This is a genomic window from Synechococcus sp. PCC 6716 (assembly GCF_022570815.1).
Taxonomy (GTDB): Bacteria; Cyanobacteriota; Cyanobacteriia; order Thermosynechococcales; family Thermosynechococcaceae; genus Thermosynechococcus; species Thermosynechococcus lividus.
The window spans coordinates 76,717-101,706 of sequence record NZ_JAKLTU010000023.1; the positions used below are offsets into that span (position 1 = coordinate 76,717).

A 24,990-nucleotide genomic window follows, 5' to 3' on the forward strand; every position below is an offset into this window, starting at 1 on the left:
GGTTACAACGCTGTGTTAACACTCTAGCAAGTCCTGTTGCCAGCTACCAAACTGGATGCATCCTATCCCCCACAGGCATTGGTGTCTGGTTATGATCAACGATGACCCCCTCGCGCTTCAGCCTAGCCACGTCCGACCTTTAATAGATTTTACGATTGAACCTATGTGTCGTCTCTACGCCTATATGGGGCGCAAAACAAGCCTTGCCTACGCCCTTGTGGATGCGCCCCATTCCTTACTGGTGCAAAGTTATCACCCCCGCGAGATGACCTCGGGACTCCTGAATGCCGATGGCTTTGGAGTTGGCTGGTACCACACCCGTCAGGATCTGCTGCCTTTTCTATATCGGCAAGTGATGCCCATGTGGCACGATGTTAACTTTTTAGAGCATCTGAGCCGTTTCATCGACGCTCCCTGTTTTCTGGCCAATGTCCGCAGTGCCACCGTCGGCCAGCCTGTACAGATCACCAATACCCAACCGTTTCGTTGGGGACGCTGGCTGGGGGTTCACAATGGCTTTATCGATAACTTTCGCCAGACCTTGTATCGGCCAATGCGCGATCGCCTCTCGGATATTTGCTACAACATTGTCGAAGGCTCGACAGATTCAGAACACATCTTTGCTCTCTTTTGCAATGAGCTTGTCTTGAACCCGCAACTGTCGCCCGTGATGGTGCTACGGCAAACCCTACAGATTATTTTTTCCCTTGCCCAAGCAGCGCGTACCAGTGTGAGTGCCGCCATTATTCTCACCGATGGCATGTATGTTTTGGCGGGGCGCTGTGCGCGATCGGTGCCTCCCCCCACCCTCTACTGGAGTCAGGATGCCGAAAAACTGCAAGTAGCCTCTGAGCCGCTAGATCAGGAAAACCAGTGGTACCCGCTACCGGAAAATAAGCTGCTGTTGATGAGCTTGCAAAGTGAACCGGAAACCTACTCCTTCTAGCACAAATGATAACGTTTTCCTGATTAAAGGCCTGCGTGCCATTATGGATGTTGCCGTTCTTGACGATATGAGTGGAGTGACAGCAAGGGCAGGTCAGCGAAGTCGTTGCCAAGATGTAATTGAGATAACGCCGCCTTCCCTATCCTCACATCTTTAGAACTACCACATTAGGTTTTGTTGCAGGAGGACAGGTATTACGAACAGACGTATCAAAACCCAACATTAGGTACTGCTTTAGGCAAGCATATTTCACCAGAAGCCCTGCCGCTTGTAATTCGTGAACTCTTCGCGTCCCTGAAGCAATAAGTCCATAGCTGGTTGCTGGCCGAGTCGCTGGGTAGAGCCGATTAATACAAGTAACGTATATGCTTAATACATAAGTTGCATAATAGCAAGAAAAATGTAGCTGAATTTACAAAAATTCATGGTCTAGCTCCCTAAATTGGGGGTCAAGTTACCCAACGAGACGCAAAGGCTAAGACCGTGAGCAACAAAATTGAAACCATCAAACGTGAGAAAGATGGCCTTGCCGTCAAAAATGAGTTAGAGCACTTTGCTGCCATTGGCTGGGAAAACATTCCCGAAGCCGATCGCGATGTGCGCTTGAAGTGGTTGGGGGTTTTCTTTCGCCCCGTCACCCCAGGCAAGTTCATGATGCGGCTGCGGGTACCCAACGGCATTCTCACCAGTCAACAATTGCACACCCTCGGCAACATTGTGGATCGCTATGGTGAGCACGGCAACGGCGACATTACCACCCGCCAAAATATTCAGATTCGCGGCGTGCCCATTGAGGATATTCCCAGCATTCTTCAGCAGTTGCACGAGTGCGGCCTAACATCTGTGCAATCAGGGATGGATAACGTCCGCAACTTGACCGGTTCACCTGTTGCGGGCATTGATGCTGCCGAACTCATTGATACTCGCCCGCTGATCATGAAGTTGCAGGCCATGATCACCAACAACGGCCAAGGGAATCCTGAGTTCACGAACCTACCGCGCAAGTTCAACATTGCCATCGAGGGGGGGCGGGATAATTCCGTCCACGCGGAAATTAATGATGTTGCCTTTGTTCCTGCCTACCGCGAAGGGCGGCTGGGGTTTAATGTCTTAGTGGGTGGCTTTTTCTCTGCCCGGCGCTGCGCTGCGGCTATTCCCCTCAATGCTTGGGTTCCCCCCGATGAGTCCGTTGTCGAACTGTGCCGAGTTATTTTAGAACTCTTCCGGGATCATGGGCTGCGCGGCAACCGCCAAAAAGCTCGCCTGATGTGGCTCATCGATGAATGGGGGATCGATCGATTCCGCGCTGAAGTGGCGGCGAAACTGCCCTTTGAGCTATTGAGTGCCGCTCCTAACGATGAAATTGACTGGGACAAACGGGATCACTTGGGAGTACACCGTCAGAAACAGCGAGGACTTAATTATGTTGGCCTGCATGTGCCCGTAGGGCGGCTCTATGCCCCAGACTTTTACGAATTGGCGCGCCTTGCCCAAACCTACGGCCAAAAGGAAGTCCGCCTCACCGTTGAGCAAAACATTCTCATCCCCCATATTCCCGATGCGGTGCTACCTAGCCTACTTAAAGAACCCCTGTTACAAAAATTTCAGTTAGAACCGCCACCCTTGCAGCGATCGTTGGTGTCGTGCACCGGGGCGCAATTCTGTAACTTTGCCCTCATTGAAACCAAAAACCGTGCCCTTGCGTTAGCTCGCTGGCTGGATCAACAACTGGTGCTGCCGCAACCGGTGCGCATCCACTGGACAGGGTGCCCCAACTCCTGTGGCCAGCCCCAAGTTGCCGACATTGGCCTGATGGGCACCAAAACCCGCCGGAATGGCGAAACCGTTGATGCGGTCGATCTGTACATGGGAGGCAAAGTAGGCAAAGACGCCCAGTTAGGAACCTGTGTCAAAAAAGCCATCCCCTGCGATGAGCTACCCGACGTCCTACGGCAACTGTTAATTGAGCACTTTGGGGCGCGACCCATTACCTCGGATACCCCGCCTGCTACTACCCCTGCGGTGGCCATGGTGGTGCACTAAAGATACCGCACCCAGTTCATGAATTCCCCTCTTGCAATGTAGAACATAAGGACTGAACACACTATGACTCATTTTTCCCGTCGCCGTTTTCTAGTAACTGCCGCCGCCACCACCGCCGTCACTCTCCTCTCCCATGGTTGTAGTAGCAACCAACAAACCGCTGGCGAGGGACAGCCCACAACAGTGGCGGAAACGCCTGAGGTCACCACTGCCAAACTGGGCTTTATTGCCCTCACCGATGCGGCACCCTTAATCATTGCTAAGGAAAAGGGCTATTTTGCCAAGTACGGGATGCCGGATGTGGAGGTGCTCAAGCAAGCCTCGTGGGGGGTAACTCGGGATAACCTCGTCCTTGGTTCTGCAGGCGGTGGCATTGACGGTGCCCATATCCTTACCCCCATGCCTTACCTAATGACCGCAGGCACCATTACTGATGGCAAAAAAGTGCCTATGTATATCTTGGCGCGCCTCAACACCAATGGCCAAGGGATTCTTCTGGCCAATACCTACAAAGACCTAAAGGTTGGTACAGACAGTAGCCCCCTCAAGGAAGCCTTTGCCAAGACGAAGGCACAGGGCAAAGAGGTCAAAGTGGCCGTCACCTTTCCGGGGGGAACCCATGATTTGTGGATGCGTTATTGGCTGGCAGCAGGCGGTATTGACCCCAACAAGGATGTGTCGTTAATTGTGGTGCCCCCGCCCCAGATGGTGGCCAACATGAAAACGGGAACCATGGAAGCCTTCTGTGTCGGTGAACCTTGGCCTCTGCAAACGGTGAATCAACAGGTGGGGGTAGGTGCCATTACCACAGGGGAACTCTGGCAAGATCATCCGGAAAAATCCTTTGCGTTGCGAGCCGACTGGGTCGATCAACATCCCAAAGCAGCCAAGGCGCTCTTAATGGCGGTTATGGAGGCGCAGCAGTGGTGCGATCAAGATAGCAACAAGCCAGAAATGGCGCAGATTCTCTCGAAGCGGGAGTGGTTTAAGGTGCCGGTGGAGGACATTTTGGATCGATCGCTAGGCAAATTTAACTTTGGCAATGGTCGCACCCTTGAGGATACGAACCTGATGCAAAAGTACTGGCGGGATTCTGCCTCCTACCCTTATCAAAGTCACGATCTGTGGTTTCTCACGGAAGACATTCGCTGGGGCTACCTACCTGCTGATACGGATACAGCCGCCCTAATTAAGGCGGTCAATCGCGAAGATCTGTGGCGAGAGGCAGCAAAAGCGCTTGGAGTACCCGCAGCGGAGATTCCCACGACCACTTCCCGTGGGGTGGAGACATTCTTCAATGGGGTGGCCTTTGATCCCCAGAATCCTCAAGCTTATCTGAGCAGTTTGACGTTCAAGAAGGTTTAGCCCAACCCTAGGTAGCTGGTCACAATTAGTGAAACATTAACGACAGGGATACACATCATGACAAGTAGTTCTTTGAGAGTTTCGCGGCGGCAACGGTGGTTCAAACACGTGCAAAGGTTGCCAGTCTTTCGCAAGGTGCTCCTCGGTAGTTTGGGGGTGGTGTGTTTTTTAGCCCTCTGGCAATTGATTTGTATGGTGGGTCTATTAAAATTGCCCACTCCCCTGAAGGTGATTGCGGATACGTGGGAGTTAATCATTGATCCATTTTACACCGGCAGCGGTAATGATGTCGGTTTAGGTTGGCAGATTCTGTCGAGCCTGCGGCGGGTGGCGATTGGTTTTTCTCTAGCAGCGATCGCTGGCGTGGGGTTGGGAATGCTCATTGGCGCTAGCCGGGTGCTTTATGATGCGGTAGATCCCATTTTGCAGGTGCTCCGACCGGTTCCCCCCTTGGCTTGGTTACCGATTTCGCTGGCAGCCATGCGAGACAATGAGCCGGCGGCCATTTTTGTCATTTTTATTACGGCGATTTGGCCGATCATTATCAATACTATTGTTGGCGTGCAGCAAATCCCCAAGGATTACAAAAATGTGGCGCGGGTACTGCGACTTTCCCGGAAGGATTACTTTTTGAACATTCTGGTTCCAGCAACGGTGCCCTACGTGTTCACGGGTCTGCGGATTGGCATTGGCCTGTCATGGTTGGCCATTGTGGCAGCAGAGATGCTCATTGGTGGCGTGGGGATTGGTTTCTTTATTTGGGATGCGTGGAACAGTTCCCTTGTCAGTGAAATTATTGTGGCCGTGATCTATGTCGGTATCGTTGGTTTGGTGCTGGATCGCTCTGTGGCGTTTGCGGGGCGGCTGCTCAGCCACGGCGACGAAGCTCATTCCTAAGCGTACCCTTACTTAAACCTATGTCTAAACCTTTGCCTTTCATTGAAATTGACCACGTGGATCAGGTCTTTGATCTGGGTGGCGGCGATCGCTACATTGCCCTGAAGAATATCCATCTCAAAATCGAAGAAGGTGAGTTTATCTCCCTAGTCGGCCATTCCGGCTGTGGTAAGTCCACTCTCCTCAACATTATTGCTGGGTTTCAGCGTGCCACCAGTGGTGGGGTGGTGATGGCGGGTCGGCAAGTAACGGAGCCGGGGCCGGATCGCATGGTGGTGTTTCAAAACTATTCTCTGCTGCCGTGGAAGACGGTGTACCAGAATGTGGCGCTGGCTGTGGAGGCGGTGCTCACTGATCTGAGTAGGGCGCAGCGGCGGGAGCGGGTTGAACAAGCCATTCAACAGGTACACCTTGGCTCTGCACGGGATAAGTACCCCGCTCAACTGTCGGGGGGGATGAAGCAACGGGTGGCGATCGCCCGGGCGTTGGCGATTCAACCCCAAGTGCTGCTGCTCGATGAACCCTTTGGGGCGCTGGATGCGCTAACGCGCGGCTCGCTTCAGGATGAGTTGATGCAAGTGTGTCAAGCCACGGGAACGACCTGTATTATGGTGACCCACGATGTCGATGAGGCACTGCTGCTCTCGGATCGGGTGGTACTGCTCACTAATGGGCCGGAAGCCCACATCGGCCAAATCTTAAAAATTCCCTTTGCTCGTCCGCGCAACCGCCATGATGTACTGAATCATCCCAGCTACTATGGTCTGCGCAATGAGATGATTTCGTTCTTAAATCAGCAAAAACGCCGTCCCGCTGCGGTGGTGAGTGCTGCGACGACCTCGACCCGTGGCGTGCTGACCCTTGGGTTTATCCCCCTGATGGATTGTGCTCCTCTGGTGGTGGCTAAGGAACTCGGCTTCTTTGCTAAGTATGGTCTGGAAGCGGTGACGCTGCACCGAGAAGAGAGTTGGCAGGACTTGGCAGCGGGGGTGGTGAACGGTCGTTTGGATGGGGCGCACATGTTGGCGGCTATGCCCTTGGCCATTACCCTTGGTCTGAATGGTCAGCCTTCCCAGCCTCTGATGACCTCACTGGTACTCAGCCGCAACGGTAATGCCATCACGTTTAGTCGCCACCTGTGGGAGCAAGGGGTTAGGACGGCTGAAGACCTGCGTGCCTATCTGCGCCCCACGGGCGATCGCCTCCGCTTTGGCATTGTCCATCCAGCTTCCATGCATAACCTGCTGCTGCGCTACTGGTTGGCCGCCGCCGGTATTGATCCGGATCAGGATGTGGAGTTACTGGTGATTCCGCCCCCTCAGATGGTATATCACCTGAGAATGGGGCATATCAGCGGCTTCTGTGTGGGGCAGCCGTGGAACTCCCATGCGGTGCGCGAAGGCATTGGGGTAGTGGTGGCCACGGATCTCGATATTTGGCCGGGGCATCCTGAAAAAGTGCTCGGTGTGCGTCAAGATTGGGCACAGGCGCATCCTCACGAGCATTTAGCCCTCGTCAAGGCTCTCATTGAAGCCTGTGAATACTGCGATACCATCAAGCACCGCCCTGAAATTGCCCAATTGCTATGCCAGCCAGCCTATGTGGGCTGTATGCCTGAAGATGCCCATTCTGGGTTTGTCAGCCCCCTGAACTGGGGGGATGGCATTGCCGCCGCCTTTGAACCCCGCTTTCACCAGTTTTATGTGGATCGCTCCCCCTGTCCCGGACGGGTAGAAGGGCTGTGGATCATGACCCAATTGGCCCGCTGGCAACTCACGCCCTTTCCCCAAAACTGGTTGGAGATCGTTGAGCAGGTGCGCCGGGTCGATCTTTTTGGGGCAGCCGCTCGGGAACTTAAGGTTGTCGATAACGAGCCGGATCGTCGTCCCTTTGCCCTCTTTGATGGGGTGGTGTTTGACCCTGACCATCCCCTCGCCTATATCGAAGCCGCCGCCATTCGCCGTGCACTCGATATTCAAACGATTGTCCCTGAGGCTGGAGCCTCTTCCCCAGTCACGGTTTAAGTCTTGTTCTTTAGGATGCACACGCACAATACTATGGAAACCCTCTACCGCCTTGACCCCCAGCTCACCGCCACCCATCATCTGCTGATTAATGGGGTTAGCAAAGCCTMCCCCACCGCCAATGGTACCCATGTGGTACTCACGGATATTCACCTAGAGGTGCACAGGGGTGAGTTTGTCTGTCTCATTGGCCATTCCGGCTGTGGTAAAACCACGCTGCTGAATATGGTAGCGGGCTTCACCGCTCCCAGTTGTGGCGAGATTTCCCTCAATGGGATGCCTGTGCGCCAGCCAGGGCCGGATCGGATGATGGTCTTTCAGAACTATGCCTTGCTGCCTTGGCTGACGGCTTACCAAAATATTGAGTTAGCCGTGAAGTCAGTGTATCCCCACAAGACCCGCCAACGCCGTCGCCAAATTGTGGCGGAGCACCTCGAACTGGTTGGCCTGACGGCTGCTGCCCATAAGCGTCCTAGTCAACTCTCGGGGGGGATGAAACAGCGGGTGGCGATCGCCCGTGCCCTAGCCATTCGCCCAGAAATGCTGATTTTAGACGAGCCTTTTGGTGCCCTCGATGCCATCACCAAAGAAGAGCTACAGGATGAGCTACTGAAGATTTGGCGCACCCACAAGCTAACGGTGTTGATGATTACCCACGACATTGATGAAGCCCTCTACTTAGCCGATCGCGTGGTCATGATGACCAACGGCCCAGCCGCCCATATCGGCGATATTCTTAACATTCCGTTTCCGCGACCGCGGCGGCGATCGCAACTCCTAGAAGACCCACAGTACTACGATCTGCGCAATCAAGTCGTGGACTTCTTATATACGCGCTTTGGGCACTAGATCAGGGATGAGTACCTCACGGAAGTGGCCCCAACTTGGCTCGCTGGCGGTACAGTCCAGTCGTTACCTGTGCTACTACCGCAATAGCACTACGGCAATCCAGCAGATTACCCTCTCCAATCAGCCGTCATGGCAGCGGGTGCTCTTTCCGGGGCAGCAACTCCTGTTTCATGGCGATGCCACTGCTCAGCTAATTGTTACCACCGAGCAGGGGGTGAGTCACTATGCCTGTGCTGACCTTCAGGTGCAGGAGAAGAATCGCCCGGTGAGTCCTCCCACGGGGTCAGTGACCTCCCTGTGCCCTTACTGTGGCGTGGGGTGTGGCCTCGAAGCGGTGCCCCAAGGGACCACGTTTAAGATCAGGGGCGATCGCCAGCATCCCTCATCCCAAGGCATGGTCTGCGTGAAAGGGGCAACGATTTTGGAGTCTATGGAGCGCGATCGCCTTGCCTATCCCCTGTGGCGAGAGCGGCTGGATCAACCCTTTACGGTCATTTCATGGGATGAGGCCATTACACGATTGGTGCAGCGGCTGAAATGGGTACGGCGCGAACAGGGGGCTGACGCGATCTGCATGTACGGCTCTGGGCAATTCCAGACCGAAGACTACTATGTTGCCCAAAAGCTGATCAAAGGCTGCCTAGGCACCAATAACTTTGATGCTAACTCACGGCTGTGTATGTCCTCCGCCGTCTCTGCCTACATGGGCAGCTTTGGAGCCGATGGCCCCCCCTGCTGCTACGACGATTTAGAGGCCACCGACTGCGCCTTTCTCATTGGCACGAATACGGCAGAGTGTCACCCTATTGTGTTTAACCGGCTGCGGAATCACCATAAGCGCCACCGCCACGTTAAGTTAATTGTGGTGGATCCCCGCCGCACCCCTACCGCCGAGGTAGCGGATCTGCACCTTGCCATTCACCCAGGTACCGACATTGATCTATGCCACGGCATCGGCCATTTACTGCTGAAGTGGGGGCACTTTGATGCTGAATTTATCGAAGAGTGTACCCATGGCTTTGCCGACTACGTCAAACTCCTAGAGGGCTACCCGCCGGAGTGGGTAGCCGATCGCTGCGGCATTGCCCAAAGCGACCTAGAGCAAGCTGCCCGCTACTGGGGACATGCCCAAGCGGTTCTGTCGCTGTGGTCGATGGGAATCAATCAGTCGGCGGAAGGCACGGCTAAAGCGCGCTGTCTGATTAATCTCCACCTTCTCACGGGGCAAATTGGCCGACCGGGTAGTGGCCCGTTTTCCTTGACCGGTCAACCCAACGCTATGGGGGGGCGCGAAGCGGGGGGACTCTCCCACCTGTTACCGGGCTATCGCCATGTCACCAATCCGCGCCATCGGCAGGAAGTGGAAGACTTTTGGGGGTTGCCCCGGGGGCAAATTAGCGATCGCCCCGGTCGCACCGCGTGGCAAATGGTCGAAGGACTAGAGCGCGGCGAAATCGGGCTGTTTTGGATTGCGGCAACCAATCCGGCGGTCAGCTTTCCCCACCTTGAGCGAGCCAAGGCCGCCTTCCTCAAGTCGCCGTTTACCGTCTATCAAGATGCCTACTTCCCTACCGAAACCGCCGCCTATGCGCACCTCATTTTACCGGCAGCGCAGTGGAGCGAGAAAACCGGCGTGATGACCAACTCAGAGCGGCGCGTGACCCTTGCGCGTGCCTTTCGTTCACCGCCGGGTCTGGCGCGGGCAGACTGGGAAATTTTTGCAGAAGTTGGGCGACGACTGGGCTATGGCCGTCTTTTTGACTTTGCGGATGCCGCCGCAGTCTATGCCGAGTTTGCGCAACTCACCGCGGGTCGCCCCTGCGATCACTCAGGGCTGAGCCATGAACGCTTGGCGCGCTTAGGTGCTCTGCAATGGCCTTGCCCGGCAGGCTGTAGTGATGATGAAGCGCGTGCCCCCAAACGACTCTACACCGACTGGCGGTTTGCAACTGCCGATGGCCGTGCCCACTTCTGTGTCGAGCACAGTCACGGTGTCGCAGAACCCACGGACGCGGTCTATGCCTTTACCTTGACCACAGGGCGTCTTTACGGTCACTGGCACACCCAAACCCGCACAGGGCGCATTGCCAAAATTCAAAAAATGCATCCAGACCCTTTTTTAGAAATTCACCCCACGGATGCGGCAAACCTGCACCTAAACGATGGCGATTGGGTCGAGGTGCGATCGCGCCGGGGGGTTATTTGCCTACCCATCATGATCACCCGCTCGATTCGTCCGGGCACCCTATTTGTACCGATGCATTGGGGTTTTCTCTTTGCTGAGAGTGCGGAAGCCAATCAACTGACTCATCCCACCGCCTGCCCGAAATCTCACCAACCGGAACTCAAAGCCTGTGCTGTGCAAGTGCTCCCCCTGCGCTTGCGCCACTTGCCCCACACCGAGGCACAGCAAGGGCAGCAAACAGGCATTTTACTGAAACCCTGAGCCGTTTTGATGCTGTTGGCGCATGGGTGACAGTTAGTGATTAATTTAGAGGTACTGACACAAAAAGCGTATGATAGACTCCACCCCGATCCCTGCTTTCAGATTGGTCATCACGTAGGGGCGATCGCCACGCATTTTTTTTGTATCTCGCTCCATCACGGCTAAATCTGCGCCGACGTAGGGGGCAAGGTCAATTTTGTTAATCACCAGCAGATCCGACTTCGTGATGCCGGGCCCCCCTTTGCGGGGAATTTTATCGCCAGCGGCCACATCAATCACGTAGAGCGTCACATCCACCAGCTCTGGGCTAAAGGTAGCCGCCAAGTTGTCGCCCCCGCTCTCAACAAAAATCAGATCAAGGGGATACAGCGCCGTTTCCAGTTGGCGAATGGCCGCTAAATTGAGGGAGGCATCTTCGCGAATAGCGGTGTGGGGGCAGCCCCCGGTTTCCACCCCCAGGATGCGCTCCGGGGGCAAGGCTTGGGAGCGCACCAAAAATTGGGCATCTTCCTGGGTATAAATATCATTGGTAACTACAGCAAGGCGATAGCGATCGCGCAGATGTTTGCAGAGACGATCGACCAACGCGGTTTTCCCTGACCCAACAGGGCCAGCCACACCAACCCGCAACACCTCTGTTGTTCCCATAGGCTTAATCGTTGTCCAGACGATACCCTAATTCTGCCAAACGCGAGCGATCCTGCCGCCAGCGGGGGCGCACTTTTATAAACAACTCTAGGTAGAGGTTGCCACCAATGAGGGTTTCAATTTCCTGCCGGGCAGCGGTTCCCATTTGCTTGAGTCGTTGCCCCCCTTTGCCAATGAGAATGGCTTTTTGGCTAGGACGCTCGACATAAATGGCCGCATTAACCCGGGTGATGTTGCCCTGCTGCTGCATGTGCTCGATGGTGACTGCGACGGAATGGGGGACTTCTTCACGGGTGTGGTGCAAAATTTGCTCGCGAATGAGTTCCGCCATAATAAACCGCTCCGGCTGATCGGTGACCATCTCTGGTGGATAGTAGTAGGGGCCAAGGGGCAAAAGATGGGCGATCGCCCCCTGCAAGCGTTCAACCCCCTCTCCCGTCATGGCAGAGCAGCCATAGACAGGCCATCCCCCCAAAGCTTGGTAAGCTTGGAGGCGCGCGGCACGATCCTTGGCAGACACCTGATCAATCTTATTCACGACCATGAGGACGCTGCTTTTGGCGGTCGTTAGCAGTTGTGCCACATAGCGATCGCCCGTGCCGGGTGGCGCAGTGCCATCCACAACACACACAACAGCATCCACCCGATTCAGTATTCCCTTCGCATTCTGAACCAGCACCTCTCCCAAACGGTGGTGGGGTTTATGGATGCCGGGGGTGTCCACAAAAATAAATTGCGCCGTAGGCGTGGTGAGAATGCCCCGCAGCCGATTGCGCGTGGTTTGAGCCACAGGGGAGGTAATGGCCACCTTCTGCCCCAGTAACCGATTAAACAGCGTGGACTTCCCCACATTGGGTCGCCCCACCAAGGCCACAAACCCAGAGCGAAACTCTGGCGGCGGCGTAGGAAAGCTCGCTAGGAACTCCACCGCAAAGACTCCTCAGTTGGCCGTTGGGTTAGGGCTGGCATTCGGCGTTCCCTGTGGCAAACTCTCCATAGGAGCTGGATCGGTGCCTAGGATGGGCTGCTCCACCGGCTGAGTGGCAAGGGCAACCCGGTTACCGCCAACGGAGCGAAGGAGATCGAGCACTTGGATCACCTCGTTATAGCTCACCACTTGGGAGGCGCGCAAAATAACCACACCGTCAGGATTAGTTTTTAGGTAAGTGCCCAGCTTTTCAAACAGTTCAGTGCGGTTTACCAGGTCTTTGTCCACGTAAAGCTGCCCTGCCGGATCGATGCTCACCACCAGCATTTTCTGGGATTGGGCTTGACTGGTGCTGGCTTGGGGCAAGTTCAGGGTAATCGCCTGCTGCCGCGTCAAGCTCACGGCTGCCAAAATAAAAAATGTCAGAATGCAAAAGACCACATCAATGAGGGGCAGCATTTCAATGCGGGCACTATCACTGTCGCTCGGCACGTGAATCTTCACACCGGATCCTCAACCACGCTGCTCTCAATGATAAATCCCCCAGCAACAGAGTAGGATGAAAACGTTTCGGATGTGTTGACCTATGACCCTTAGCGTGCCCCAACCCGGACAACTGATTGTCATTACTGGCCCTAGCGGGGTTGGGAAAGGGACGCTGCTGCGGCAATTGCGGCAACGTCATCCCGCGCTAGCCGTATCGATTTCCGCCACGACGCGCCCCCCCCGGCCAACGGAAACCAATGGCGTAGATTATTACTTTGTCTCCGTGCCAGACTTTCAAGCCATGCTTCAGGCTGGCGAATTACTGGAGTGGGCAGAGTTTGCCGGTCATTACTACGGCACCCCAAGGGAACCGCTTGTACGGCTCATTGAGCAGGGCAAAACAGTGATTCTGGAAATTGAACTGCAAGGGGCGCGCCAAGTCCGCCAATCTTACCCGCAAGCACGGCACATCTTTATTTTGCCGCCGTCTATGGCTGAACTGGAACGTCGCTTGTACAGCCGTGGCCAAGATACGGCAGCGGCGATCGCCCGGCGGCTGGCGCAAGCAGAAACCGAAATTGCCGCTGCTTCAGAATTTGATGTCCAAATTGTCAACGATGACCTAGAAAAGAGTTTGACTGCCTTGGAAACAGCGATTTTCAGCTCTGGAAGTTAGGCCTGCGCCCGCGTAATCCCAAGGTAGAGTTCCCCCACCTTCGGGTCATTAAGGAGATCCGTCCCTAAGCCTTCATAGCGATCTTTGCCCATTTCAAGAACGTAGCCGCGATCGCTCATGGCTAAAGCCTTACGGGCATTTTGCTCCACAAGGATAATGGCGGTTCCTTGGGCATTAATCTCCTTGATTTTGGCAAACACATCACTCACCAGAGCTGGGGAGAGAGCCGCCGAAGGTTCATCCAGAACCAGAATACGCGGGTTGAGCATCATGGCTCGCCCCATCGCCAGCATTTGCCGCTCTCCCCCTGAGAGCGTGCCCGCCCGCTGCTGACGGCGCTCCCAAAGGCGGGGAAACGTATCATACACCCGCTGCTTCAGGGCTGTGATGTTGCCAGACGTAATGAATGCGCCCATGTCTAAGTTTTCCTCAACCGTGAGACTGCGGAACACATTGGCAATTTGTGGCACATAGCCGATGCCTTTTTTGACCACTTGGTTAGGGCGCAGGTAAGTGATGTCTTCCCCCTCTAGGGTAATAGTGCCGCGGCGAGGGGTGAGCAGCCCAGCAATGGTTTTGGCCAACGTGGACTTACCCGCACCGTTGGGGCCAATAAGGGCAATCAGTTCTCCGGCTTCGAGGCGAACGTTAACGCCCCGCAGGATATCGACATCGGGAATATAGCCCGCATAGACATCGCAAACCTGTAGCAAGCTCATGGTACAAGGGGACGCATCCTAACAGGCAACATCTTACACCTTAACCACAAGTTATACTTAAGGATGCTTCTGCCCAGATGTTCACAAAACTGCAAGGGTCATTGTTGCCATGCCAAGTTCACTTTTAGAAACCAGTTGGTGGGTGCCCTGCTATGGCTTGGTGGGCGCAGCCTTGACCTTACCGTGGGCAACGGGCTATGTGCGGCGCACTGGGCCTCGACCTGCCGCCTACTTTAATCTATTAATGACTCTTGCTGCCTTTGTGCATGGGTTTTTGTTGTTGCAACATACTCGCAATGGTGCCACTGCAACCATTGTGTGGCATTGGCTGCAAGCGCCGGGGCTGGATTTATCTTTTTCTCTACTTATTAATAGCGTCACGACCAGTGCCATGGAATTGGTGACTGGCCTGAGTATTCTGGCGCAGATCTTTGCCCTTGGTTATCTCGAAAAGGACTGGGGACTGGCGCGATTCTTTGCCTTGATGGGTTTTTTTGAGGCGGCATTGAGTGGTATTGCCCTCAGTGACTCCTTGCTGTTGAGCTATGGCTTACTGGAGGTATTAACCCTTTCTACCTATTTGCTGATTGGTTTTTGGTATGCGCAGCCACTGGTGGTGAAGGCGGCACGGGATGCTTTTTTGACGAAACGGGTGGGGGATATTCTTCTGCTGATGGGGGTGGTGGCGGTGGGCAGTTTGGCGGGGAGTTATGACTTCCCTGCGCTTTACGACTGGGCAGAAACCGCTCACCTCCCCGAAGGCTGGGGACTGTTACTGGGGTTAGCCTTAATTGCTGGCCCCACGGGTAAATGTGCCCAAGTGCCGTTACACCTGTGGTTAGATGAGGCCATGGAAGGGCCAAATCCGGCGTCAATTATGCGCAACTCGGTGGTGGTTGCAGCGGGTGCCTATATCCTTATTAAGCTACAACCTATCCTCGTTATCTGCCCAGGAGCCAATGCGGCTCTGATCCTAATTGGGGCAGTAACCGCCATTAGTGAGTCGTTGGTGGCGATCGCCCAGATTGATATTAAGCGTGCCCTCTCCCACTCGACAAGTGTGTATTTAGGTCTTGTCTTTATTGGCGTGGGCACCAACTGGACAGATTTTGCCCTCTTTGTACTCCTCACCCATGCCATTGCCAAAGCCTTGCTGTTTATGAGTATTGGCAGTGTCATTATGACAACGAATTGCCAAGATCTCACCGAGTTGGGGGGGCTAGGCGGGCGGATGCCAGCCACCAGTTCTGGCTTTGTCATTGGTGGCTTATCTCTTATTGGCCTGTTACCCTTGGGGGCGTTCTGGTCGTTCTATCGCGGTATCAACCACTATTGGTCAACGATGCCTGCGTTGGTTGTGTTGATTTTGGTGGTCAATATTTTGACGGCGGTGAACCTAACGCGGGTCTTTCGGCTGGTGTTTTTAGGCGCTGCCCAGCCCAAAACCCGCCGTGCGCCGGAAGTGCCTTGGCCGCTCGCGGTTCCGATTGTGACTCTCTCAATTTTGAATTTGCTGGTGCCCATTATCCTACAGCGGGTGCAATTGCTGCCCACTACCATTAATTGGACGATTGTGGCGCTTTTAGTCACCTCCGGACTCTTTGGGGTGCTGCTGGGGGGCTTTGTTACCCTGAAGCGCAGTTGGACTCGTCCGATCAAGGTGCCCTTGCGTTTCGTGCAGGATCTGTTGGCTTACGATTTCTACATTGAAGAACTCTATCGCTATACGGTGATCTGGGCAGTGCGATCGCTCTCGCAATGCAGCGCTTGGGTGGATCGCCACATTGTGGATCGGATTGTCAATACAACGGGCGTGGCCTCGTTAGTGGGTGGAGAGTTGCTGAAGTACAGCGCAACGGGGCAGTCCCAAGCCTATCTGCTACTGGTTTTTGTTGGGGTGGCAATTCTTGGAGGGGCGATCGCATGGCTACTCCTGTAATGCCCCTATTGAGCATCGTGTTGCTGGTGCCGTTACTCGGTGCCCTAGCGCTCAGTTTGCTCCCGCAAACCAGTGGGGGTCGCACCTATCGCAGTTTAGCCGCCGTGGTGATGGCGATCGCCCTTGTGGTAAGCCTCGCCATTGCCCGCCTCTTTGACCCCAGTAATGCCGCTCCCCAGCTGACAGAGGCCTTACCGTGGTTAGACACCCTAGGGTTAAGTTACCGCCTGAGTGTGGATGGTCTATCCTTGCCCTTAGTGGTGCTGAATAACTTCTTGACCCTGATTGCCCTGTGGGCAACCTCGGTCAATCTACCGCGCCCGCGCCTGTACTATCCCCTTGTTCTTTTGCTGAATGCGGGGGTCAATGGGGCTTTCTTGGCCGATAATCTGCTGCTGTTTTTCCTGTTTTACGAACTGGAATTAATTCCTCTATATTTGCTGATTGCAATTTGGGGGGGGGCACGCCGTAGCTATGCCGCAACAAAGTTCTTAATCTACACCGCAATTTCCGGAGTTCTGCTCCTAGCAGGCTTTCTGGGGTTAGTCTGGTTGGCTGGAGCCAGCTCCTTTGACTTCGATCCTCAGCGTTCGACGCTGTTGCCCCTGACCTCGCAATTGATTCTCCTCGGCTTGATTTTGGTGGGGTTTGGCATCAAAATTCCGCTGGTGCCCTTTCACACGTGGCTACCCGATGCCCACGTTGAAGCGTCAACCCCAATTTCTGTGCTTTTGGCGGGGGKGCTCTTAAAGTTGGGCACCTATGGTCTGGTGCGCTTTGGGGTGCAACTGTTCCCCCACGCATGGCAAGTTGTCGCGCCCGTTCTAGCCACCTGGGCGGTGGTGAGTGTCCTGTACGGCTCACTGATGGCGATCGCCCAAACCGACATGAAAAAAATGGTGGCCTACAGTTCCATCGGCCACATGGGATTTGTCCTTTTAGCAACCGCTACCGCCACTCCCCTCAGCATTTTGGCGGCCATTGCCCAAATGGTTAGCCATGGCCTCATTTCTGCCCTTCTCTTTCTGCTGGTGGGGGTGGTCTATGAAAAAACCGGCAGCCGCAACATTGAAACCCTGCGGGGACTGCTGAACCCAGAGCGGGGCTTGCCCCTCATTGGCAGCCTGATGATTGTGGGGGTGATGGCCAGTGGTGGTATTCCAGGAATGGTGGGCTTTGTCGCAGAGTTTCTCATCTTTCGCAGTAGCTTTCTCACGTTTCCGGTGCAAACCTTACTGTGTCTTGTGGGCACCGGCTTGACCGCTGTCTATTTCCTGCTGTTAGTGAACCGCGTCTTTTTTGGCCGCCTGTCCAACGACCTAACGGAACTCCCCCCCGTTGCGTGGGGCGATCGCCTGCCAGGACTCGTTTTGGCCGCGCTAATCTTGATCCTAGGGATTGTGCCCAACTGGCTCATCCACTGGAGTGAATCCACCGTTAGCCTGCTCACCCCTACTGTTGCCACCCTAATGCCGCTATGACTCCCTTGACCGCTGTCACTGGTGCCCGTGCTACTGAACTCCGCGCTGCGATCATTGAACGACTGCTCAACAACCAAGCCCTGCTGCCGGATAGCCCCACCCACGTGATGGAAGTGGTGGGAATTCTCAAAAGCTATGGCATTGTGCTCAAGGCTTACGCCGAAACTCTCTGTGATATTAGTGAGCGGCAATTTTTAGTGCTGTTTCCCTTTTTTAAGTACTTCAACGGCGAGATCACGCTCCCCAAGCTCCTGCGACATTGGTGGCACGACCGCATTAACTACGAGTATGCCGAGTACTGTATGCGAGCTATGATGTGGCACGGCGGCGGTGGCCTAGATGCCTTTTTAGACTCGGCGGAATTTCGGCAACTGGCTGCTAAAGCCATCGCGGCTAAGTTACGGGGCAACCCCTTGATGCAATTGGTCAATGGGCTGTTTCCTGAGTTTTTACTGGAAACGGTACGAATGCTCTGTTACTACAGCGGCCTTGGCCAATTTTGGAGCGTCATGTATCCGATTTTCCTCACCCTGAGCGATCGCTACGATGCCGGAGAGATTCGCAGCATTCCCGATGTCGTGGATCACATTCGCTCAGGACTCATTGCTGATGCCGCTCGTCCCATCACCTATCGTGTACAAATCCGCGGTAACAGCTACGATATTGTCCCCGCCAGTGCCGAACTCACCTTTTTGCCCGATACGGCCATTCCCTACGTCGAAGCTGTATTTCTGCGGGGCACCCCCTTCTTTGGCCTTGTTTCCTTTAATGCCCAAGCACAGCAAATCTCACGCGATCAAGGGGAGTTTGGTTATGGTGCCCTCTTTGCAGATCCCATTCCTACTGGTGCTGCGGGCATTCCTCCCACGCTGCTCATGCAGGATATGCGCCACTATTTGCCCCCGTACCTGCACGAGTTTTACCGTCATCAAGGACGCGGTGAAGACGATCTGCGGGTCAAAATCTGCCAAACGTTCCAAAAGTCAATGTTTTGTGTCACCACTGCTGCAATCACTGCCCTAGCACCCTATCCATGGACGACCCGCCACCCTGCTGAGCAGGCAGCTAACCGTGAATTTTACGAGCAGTGGCTAGAGCGACTAGCAACCTCGCGATTGTGGGCTGTTCAAACCTGAATTGAAATTGCATAAAGCTCAAAAAAACTGCCCGACTTTCTATGTCCATCTGCTACTTGCAGGGGCAATCTAAACATTGCACAATGCTTAAAAGGTTGGGTTGTGCCGTGGGTTCCAATGAATTTAGCAGACTGCTATCGGGTGCTGAACCTCCCAGAAGGAGCCTCCTTAGCGCAGGTAAAGTCTGCCTACCGGCAGTTGGCACGTCGCTATCATCCCGATGTTAATCCGGGCGATCGCTCTGCCCACGATAAGTTTATTCTGCTGCAACAAGCTTACGAGAAACTCACACGGGTGCTGCCCACCTTTCAGCCAGCTCCGAAAGCCACTGCCCCAGAACCAGCGCCAGCATCACCAATCACTGCCTTTGAAATAGAGCTCAAGCACGCCAGCTATCGCCAACTACAGGAATTTCTGAAGTACCGCTGTTATGGTCGTGCGCTGACCCTAGTGGAGGGGTTAGCAAGCCGTTTACCGCAAGATGCGGAAGTACGGCAGTGGCAAGCGGTCACCTATCAGTGCTGGGCACGGCAGCTCATTCGCGATCGCCAACCCCAAACTGCCCGGGACTATCTACACCGCGCCTTAAAAGCAGATCCCGACAATCGTAGCCTCTGGCAGGAAGCAGAAAAGGATTTTCGTACCCTTGATCGCCTCTACGGCAAAGCCCCCAGCACCTAACTGGTTTTACGGTGCTGAATAGCGGTCAGGCCAGTTGTTTGCAGCAGTTCCCCACTATCGACAACAGCGTAGATGAGCCAGTGATCGCCACACTTCATGCGGGATTCGACGGTGCATTCAATGTAGGCGAGGGCATCCAGTAGAATGGGGGCACCACTGCTAGCACTTTTCAAGCCTAAGGTGGCCAGTTGCTGTTCCCCCAGCCGTTGCGCCTGCTGGAACTGGCGGACAAGGGGACTCCCTTCCTTGAGAATATTCAAAACAAAGCGATCGCCCACAAGGCAGAGACTGTCTGCCCACTGCTGCGGCAGGGACACCGTTACGCCGGGGGGGTTAAAAGAGGCTTGGGAGACCGACGACACCAGAATGGCCGCCGCTTGGGTCATGTAGGTGCAACCCTCCGGCAACGTCGTGAGAATACACAAAGAACCAACCACCCGATTCACCGCCTGTGCCGTGCGATTCACCTGTGCTTCTACAAGGCTGGGCTGAAGGACGGTGCGGGATTTCCGTAGTTTTTTCAGGGCTTGGGCAAACTCCTGAGCCGCCGCTTGGCACTTTTCGAGATCTGCTGCGGTGGGGGTAAACTTCACCCGTAGGGTTTCAAAGCCAAGGGTATAGCCAGCATCCAAGAGCTTTTGCTCAATATCATCAATCGCTTCCCCACTCCAGCCATAGGAGCCAAAGACTCCCGCTAACTTGGTTTTATTGCCTTCGGCCAGAATAAAGCCTAGGGCTGTTTGCACCTGCGTGGGCATATGCCCGCCAAGGGTGGGTGAGCCAACAATAAAGCCATCGCTACTGTGGATCAAGGCTTGCATTTCCGCAGGTGGTGTCGTCTCACAGTTAATGGCAGCCACCTGTACCCCCGCTGCGGTCAAGCCTTGGGCAATGGCATTGGCTAAAATGGCGGTATTGCCGTAGGCAGAGGCATAAAAGAGTGCCACCGTTGTTTCCTGCTCTGTTTGGGCATGGCACCAGTCGCGGTAGTCCTGAAAGAGGCGACTACGGCTAAACTTGACTATCGGGCCATGGGCTGGTGCGTAGAGGTGTGGCGGTGGCGTGAGTTCCGCGATCCGATCCAGAATACTTTCTACTTGGCGAGGTTGGGCTGCGTGCAGGCACTCAAAATAGTAGGCGCGGTCTTCATCGAGTTTTTTCCACTGTTCATCGTAAAGGCTATCGCTGCACACATGGGCGCCAAAGAGCTTGTCGGTAAAGACAATGTGATGCTGGCGGTCAACGGTAATCAGGCCATCGGGCCAGCGGGGAGTGGCGGCGGCGATAAACTCCAGTTGCCACCCGTCCCCCACATCGAGGGGCGTATCACTACGGGGAATCCAAAGCTGTAGTTGATCGCCAAGGGCGGCTCGTAGGGTCACAGCGCCTGCTTTGGAGCAGACCAACGTCATCTGGGGCGCACGCTCGAGCAATGCCTTCACCGTCACTAAGCGATTGGAGTTGACGTGGCTGAGAATCAGATAGCGCAGTTGGCGCAGATCAATTTGCTGTGCCAGCTCCTTGAGGTATAACTGACTAAAGGATTCACCCGGCGGATCCAAAAGGGTGGGCTGCGCCGCCTTGAGCAGATAGGAGTTGGAGGTGGTTCCCTGCTGACGACCGTACTCCACTTCAAATTTGAGCCGCTCCCATGTTCGCGATCGCAACACCAGCACCCGTGGCACAAGTTCTGCCACCTGGACATCGCGGGGTCGAGTTTCGGTTAGCATCAGACACTCTCCTAAGAGCAGCAAGGTTATCCTCGGTGTGGACTGGCACAGCAGCCAATCATGGCCTAAGCAGAAAAAATCCTGAGGTTGAGTCAGAGCTTAAGACGACCTAGTAGTGATTCCCCMCCTTGCGATGGTGAACCGCCGTGAGGCCATCGGGCTTCGAGACCCGCCCACTATCCACGGTGCTATAGACAATCCAGTGATCGTGGGCATCTAACCGACTCGCCACAGTACATTCGAGGTAGGCAAGGGCATCGGCCAAAATGGGACTACCGTTAGCGGCGGCGTAGGTTTTGATGTGGGCAAAGCGATCGGCGCCAGGGGGAAAGCGTTTGAGGAAATGCCGCATCAAGGGCTGGTAGTTCTCGTCTTCAAGAACATTGAGCACAAAGGTATCCCCCACATGCAGGAACGACTCAATGGCGCGATCCTTGGCGACAGCGATGGAAACGCCCAAGGGTTCGGTACTGGCTTGGGATACCCATGAGGCCAGCATGGCACTGTTGATGGGACCCTTTTGGGCGGTGATAATGTACAGGCCACCGCTAAGGCGCCCCAAGGCTTTGTCTAGGTCGGTGTCAAGGGCTTTCATTTGCTTAACGGTGCGATCGCGCAGTAGCCATTGCCCCATATCCGTTCCGGCTTCTTCGGCTTCCTGCAGCAGGGCATCGGTGGGGGCAGCGCTGACGCGAATCACGGGAAATGCTGGGGTCAACCCCGCATCCCGGAACTGGTTAAGGAGTGGATAGGCTGGCTCGGCATCAGGCACCCCACTCTCGAACACGCCAATGGCTTGCTTGGCATGGGCTGCGGCACGAATTGTACTCAGTGCAGTTTTGGCCACAGCCGTGGTGGGGGGGGTGCCGATAATCATCCCAGCAGCAATCTCGGCAAGTTCTCGCACGTCTTGGGGTTCTACCGTTAACACATCCATGGTTTCCACCACCACACCGGTTTTGGCGGCACCGCGCTCAATGGCCTCTACTAGGGCATTGGCATAGCCGTACCCCCCTGCATAGAAAATGGCGACAGTGGTGGCTGCCTTGGCCTGCTCTTGGCTCCACGTGCGGTAATTCTCTAACCAGCGGGAGACATGGTGTTTGAGAAATGGACCGTGCCCCGTTGCCACTTGCTGAATCGCTGGTAGGGGTTCCAAGCGCTTAAAGGCTGACAGAACCGAGCGGGCATTCGGCCCCATAAGGCAGTCGTAGTAAAACTTGAAGTCCGGCGCCAGCAATTCTGGTTCACTATCGTAGGGGTCATCATTGCAGTAGTGGGCACCCAATACGTCACAGGTAAACAGAGTTTGGGTGCCGTGGTCAAAGGTGAGGATAGTATCCGGCCAGTGGAGGTTTGGTGCCATGACAAATTCCAAGACGTGCCCGTTGCCCAGATCAAGGCGATCGCCATTTTTGACTTGCCGTTGGCTAAAGGGTTGATGAATGAGATCCGCCAGAAATTGCAGCGCCACCTTAGAGGCCACAACGGTGACGTGGGGCGCTTTAGCTAAGACCGCCTTGACGAGGCCACTGTGATCCGGCTCGGTGTGGCTAACGATGAGATAGGTTAGATCCCTAGGGTTCACCAATTGCCACAGTTGCTCAAGATAGCGATCGCCAAACTTGGCATGGGAAGTATCCACAAGGGCAATCTCCTGCCCCTGAATCAAAAAAGAATTGTAGGTCGTGCCATTTTCAAGGGCGAACTCAATATCAAAGCGATCGCGATCCCAGTCTAGACAGCGAATGGCTGTTGTGTCAGCGGCGATGTCCAACACCTGAAGCGTCAATCGCGCCGGACGCTTAGCTGTAGTGGCGATCATAGGCAGTTCCTCAACCTCTGAAACTACCTATTATCCTGACATATTAAAAAAGGTTAATGGCTTTAGAGTTTCTAATAGGACTAATAATCAAGTTCACCAATCGTAATGATTGTGTTAGTCCGGCTCGAGGGGAGCCATGGTCAACCCAGCCCGCAACAACTGCTCATGGTAGAGTTCCGCCTGCTCTTGCGGCCCAACCCAAACAATTGCTTGGCCATCGTAGTGAACTTGGTTAGTTAACTCCCAAGCGCGATCGCTCGTCATGTTGGGAATGTACTTCATTAAGCACGCAGCCACATGTTGAAACGTATTGAAGTCATCGTTAAGAACAATGATTTTGTAATTGGGGTAGTGCTTGCGAATCACCTGCTGTGATTGGCGCTCTTGCGGTAAGACAGTAGGCATAGGCTAGATACGAATTCAGCACTGTTACCCCCTAGTGTAGCTCAAGCCGTTCCGCAACAGAAAGAGATTTGTTTCTGACAGAAATTTTAGTCAAATGATTAGCGTGACCAATCTGGACTAGGATGGAGAATGTTTTGGCGATCGCCTGCTGTGAACCAGTGATGAACCTATGGGTACCTTTCATCATGTGAACACGATTGTTGGCTTGCAAACAGCACTGCGCCATCTGACTCCTCCCAGAACCATTGGCTTTGTGCCAACCATGGGGGCACTGCACCGTGGGCATCAATCCCTCATTGAGCGGGCACGCCAAGACTGTGATGTGGTAGTTGTGAGTATCTTTGTCAACCCACTTCAGTTTGCCCCCCACGAAGACCTAGAGCGCTACCCGCGGTCACTGACAGCGGATCTGCAACTATGCCGTGACTTGGGTGTGGATATTGTGTTTACCCCTAGTGTTCATGAACTCTACCCCCATGGCTTGGACGGATTGACAACCGTTGACCCCCCAAGAGAGTTAACCACCGGCTTGTGTGGTCGTTCTCGCCCTAGCCATTTTCGCGGCGTTGCCACAGTTATTCTGAAGCTATTGCATATTATCCAACCCGATCGCGCCTACTTTGGCCAAAAGGATGCCCAGCAATTGGCCATCATCCGCCGCTGTGTCGCTGACTTAAACCTTGATGTGGAAATTATTGCCTGCCCAATTGTGCGCGATAGCGATGGCCTCGCCCTCAGTTCTCGGAATCAGTACCTCAGTGAGAGAGAACGCGCCACAGCATTGGCTCTGAGCCAAGCCTTACAACTAGCAACTCAGGCGTTTCGCAACGGCTGTGTTACGGCGGCTATTCTGCGACAGCAGGTGACAAGCCATTTGCAACAGTTTCCTGATCTGCGTCTGGACTATGCCGAATTGGTGCACCCAGATACGCTGGTGCCTTTAGAGCAGGTGGATACCGTTGGCTTGCTGGCGATCGCCGCTTGGGTAGGCAACACCCGGCTCATTGATAACTGTTTGTTAGACCGTCGCCTTGGGATTTTAGCCATTGACGGCCCCGCTGGTGCAGGCAAATCCACCGTCACTCGGCAAGCGGCCCATGCCTTAGGACTGCAGTATCTAGATACGGGTGCAATGTACCGTGCTGCCACATGGTGGTGTTTGCAGCATCACATTGATCTCACGGATGAAGTGGCCGTTGTTGAAGCAGTTGCCCAGTGTCGGATTCGCTTAGACAGCCGCGATCCCAATCAACCGTCCCAAGTATGGCTCAATGACCAAGACATCACAGCAGCCATTCGCTCCCTTGAGGTCACCCAGCGGGTCTCACAGGTGGCTGCCCTGCCAGGAGTCCGCCGCCTGATGGTACAGCAACAGCGGCAGATGGGCGCTCAGGGGGGGGTGGCTGCCGAAGGACGGGATATTGGCACCCACGTCTTTCCGGAGGCGGGCGTGAAAATTTTCCTGACTGCTTCCTCCCAGGAACGGGCAAAGCGTCGCTGGCAGGAACTACAGGAGCAGGGACAACAGGAGATCACCTACGAAGACTTGCTACAGCAAATGATTGAGCGGGACACCGCTGATCAGCAGCGCGCCTATGCGCCCTTTCGCAAAGCAGCGGATGCCATCGAAGTGTGTACCGACAACTTGAGTATTGCCGATGTCATTAGCAAAATTGTTCACCTTTACCGCCGCCGCTATCCACAACCTTGATTCTCAGGCCAATCTTCCCTTACAGTGTCAGGAAGACACCTTCACATCCCCCGTT

Annotated in this window: 20 protein-coding genes; 13 read left to right on the top strand and 7 right to left on the bottom strand. The window is 54.7% G+C overall.

The window, feature by feature from the left end; translation table 11 throughout:
* Window positions 1-91 precede the first annotated feature (91 nt).
* The 7 genes from egtC (at window position 92) to L5220_RS10185 (ending at window position 10,570) form a co-directional block, all read left to right on the top strand.
* Window positions 92-946, top strand: a complete 855-nt coding sequence (gene egtC, locus L5220_RS10155; RefSeq protein ID WP_499573385.1) for an ergothioneine biosynthesis protein EgtC — start codon at window positions 92-94, stop codon at window positions 944-946.
* 441 nt (window positions 947-1,387) lie between these two features.
* Entirely contained in the window at window positions 1,388-2,989 is a 1,602-nt protein-coding gene (locus L5220_RS10160) for a ferredoxin--nitrite reductase (RefSeq protein ID WP_448515449.1), read from the top strand.
* Between the two features lie 63 nt (window positions 2,990-3,052).
* Window positions 3,053-4,354, top strand: coding sequence for a CmpA/NrtA family ABC transporter substrate-binding protein (locus L5220_RS10165; RefSeq protein WP_448515424.1), 1,302 nt, complete (start codon window positions 3,053-3,055; stop codon window positions 4,352-4,354).
* A 57-nt stretch (window positions 4,355-4,411) separates the two neighbouring features.
* On the top strand, window positions 4,412-5,251 hold the full coding sequence (gene ntrB, locus L5220_RS10170; RefSeq protein WP_099799252.1) for a nitrate ABC transporter permease: 840 nt from the start codon (window positions 4,412-4,414) through the stop codon (window positions 5,249-5,251).
* Between the two features lie 20 nt (window positions 5,252-5,271).
* Window positions 5,272-7,275 (top strand): ABC transporter ATP-binding/substrate-binding protein, encoded by a 2,004-nt coding sequence (locus L5220_RS10175; protein ID WP_499573388.1) that lies wholly within the window; start codon window positions 5,272-5,274, stop codon window positions 7,273-7,275.
* A 33-nt stretch (window positions 7,276-7,308) separates the two neighbouring features.
* On the top strand, window positions 7,309-8,124 hold the full coding sequence (locus tag L5220_RS10180) for an ABC transporter ATP-binding protein (RefSeq protein WP_499573390.1): 816 nt from the start codon (window positions 7,309-7,311) through the stop codon (window positions 8,122-8,124).
* A 7-nt stretch (window positions 8,125-8,131) separates the two neighbouring features.
* Complete coding sequence (locus L5220_RS10185; RefSeq protein WP_499573391.1) at window positions 8,132-10,570, top strand: molybdopterin-dependent oxidoreductase; 2,439 nt, start codon at window positions 8,132-8,134, stop codon at window positions 10,568-10,570.
* A 45-nt stretch (window positions 10,571-10,615) separates the two neighbouring features.
* Here L5220_RS10185 and ureG read toward each other — a convergent pair whose 3' ends face one another.
* The 3 genes from ureG to L5220_RS10200 are packed head-to-tail and all read right to left on the bottom strand — an operon-like array spanning window position 10,616 to window position 12,650.
* Complete coding sequence (gene ureG, locus L5220_RS10190; RefSeq protein ID WP_099799255.1) at window positions 10,616-11,218, bottom strand: urease accessory protein UreG; 603 nt, start codon at window positions 11,216-11,218, stop codon at window positions 10,616-10,618.
* A gap of 4 nt (window positions 11,219-11,222) precedes the next feature.
* A complete protein-coding gene (gene era / locus L5220_RS10195; protein WP_499573393.1) occupies window positions 11,223-12,146 on the bottom strand; it encodes a GTPase Era in 924 nt (307 codons plus the stop codon).
* Between the two features lie 12 nt (window positions 12,147-12,158).
* A complete protein-coding gene (locus L5220_RS10200) occupies window positions 12,159-12,650 on the bottom strand; it encodes an ExbD/TolR family protein (RefSeq protein WP_499573394.1) in 492 nt (163 codons plus the stop codon).
* Between the two features lie 82 nt (window positions 12,651-12,732).
* Between L5220_RS10200 and gmk the strand changes: the two genes are divergently transcribed.
* Complete coding sequence (gene gmk / locus L5220_RS10205) at window positions 12,733-13,308, top strand: guanylate kinase (protein ID WP_448515430.1); 576 nt, start codon at window positions 12,733-12,735, stop codon at window positions 13,306-13,308.
* Here gmk and L5220_RS10210 read toward each other — a convergent pair.
* On the bottom strand, window positions 13,305-14,027 hold the full coding sequence (locus L5220_RS10210; RefSeq protein WP_099799256.1) for an ABC transporter ATP-binding protein: 723 nt from the start codon (window positions 14,025-14,027) through the stop codon (window positions 13,305-13,307). The two genes, gmk and L5220_RS10210, sit on opposite strands and share 4 nt — an antisense overlap.
* A 109-nt stretch (window positions 14,028-14,136) precedes the next feature.
* On the opposite strand from L5220_RS10210, the gene L5220_RS10215 reads away from it, so the two are divergent.
* From L5220_RS10215 to L5220_RS10230, 4 genes are all read left to right on the top strand, one after another.
* Window positions 14,137-15,966, top strand: coding sequence for an NAD(P)H-quinone oxidoreductase subunit F (locus L5220_RS10215; protein ID WP_499573397.1), 1,830 nt, complete (start codon window positions 14,137-14,139; stop codon window positions 15,964-15,966).
* Window positions 15,951-17,447 carry an NADH-quinone oxidoreductase subunit M gene (locus tag L5220_RS10220; protein WP_499498777.1) on the top strand — a complete coding sequence of 499 codons (1,497 nt, stop codon included), beginning with the start codon at window positions 15,951-15,953 and terminating at the stop codon, window positions 17,445-17,447. Before L5220_RS10215 ends, L5220_RS10220 begins: the two co-directional genes overlap by 16 nt.
* A complete protein-coding gene (locus L5220_RS10225) occupies window positions 17,444-18,583 on the top strand; it encodes a CO2 hydration protein (RefSeq protein ID WP_448527349.1) in 1,140 nt (379 codons plus the stop codon). The genes L5220_RS10220 and L5220_RS10225 overlap by 4 nt, the downstream gene beginning before the upstream one ends.
* Window positions 18,584-18,700: 117 nt before the next feature.
* Window positions 18,701-19,264 carry a J domain-containing protein gene (locus L5220_RS10230; protein ID WP_499573399.1) on the top strand — a complete coding sequence of 188 codons (564 nt, stop codon included), beginning with the start codon at window positions 18,701-18,703 and terminating at the stop codon, window positions 19,262-19,264.
* Here the strand turns inward: L5220_RS10230 and L5220_RS10235 are convergent.
* The 3 genes from L5220_RS10235 to clpS all read right to left on the bottom strand — a co-directional run bounded on the left by L5220_RS10235 (window position 19,261) and on the right by clpS (window position 23,224).
* Window positions 19,261-20,994, bottom strand: coding sequence for a diflavin flavoprotein (locus tag L5220_RS10235; RefSeq protein ID WP_099799261.1), 1,734 nt, complete (start codon window positions 20,992-20,994; stop codon window positions 19,261-19,263). The two genes, L5220_RS10230 and L5220_RS10235, sit on opposite strands and share 4 nt — an antisense overlap.
* Before the next feature lie 109 nt (window positions 20,995-21,103).
* Complete coding sequence (locus L5220_RS10240) at window positions 21,104-22,819, bottom strand: diflavin flavoprotein (protein WP_499573400.1); 1,716 nt, start codon at window positions 22,817-22,819, stop codon at window positions 21,104-21,106.
* A 114-nt stretch (window positions 22,820-22,933) separates the two neighbouring features.
* Complete coding sequence (gene clpS, locus L5220_RS10245) at window positions 22,934-23,224, bottom strand: ATP-dependent Clp protease adapter ClpS (RefSeq protein WP_099799263.1); 291 nt, start codon at window positions 23,222-23,224, stop codon at window positions 22,934-22,936.
* Window positions 23,225-23,393: 169 nt separating this feature from the next.
* Here clpS and L5220_RS10250 point away from each other — a divergent pair, with 169 nt between their 5' ends.
* Window positions 23,394-24,935: a bifunctional pantoate--beta-alanine ligase/(d)CMP kinase gene (locus L5220_RS10250; RefSeq protein WP_499573402.1), complete on the top strand. Its 1,542-nt coding sequence runs from the start codon at window positions 23,394-23,396 to the stop codon at window positions 24,933-24,935.
* Window positions 24,936-24,990: the final 55 nt, after the last annotated feature.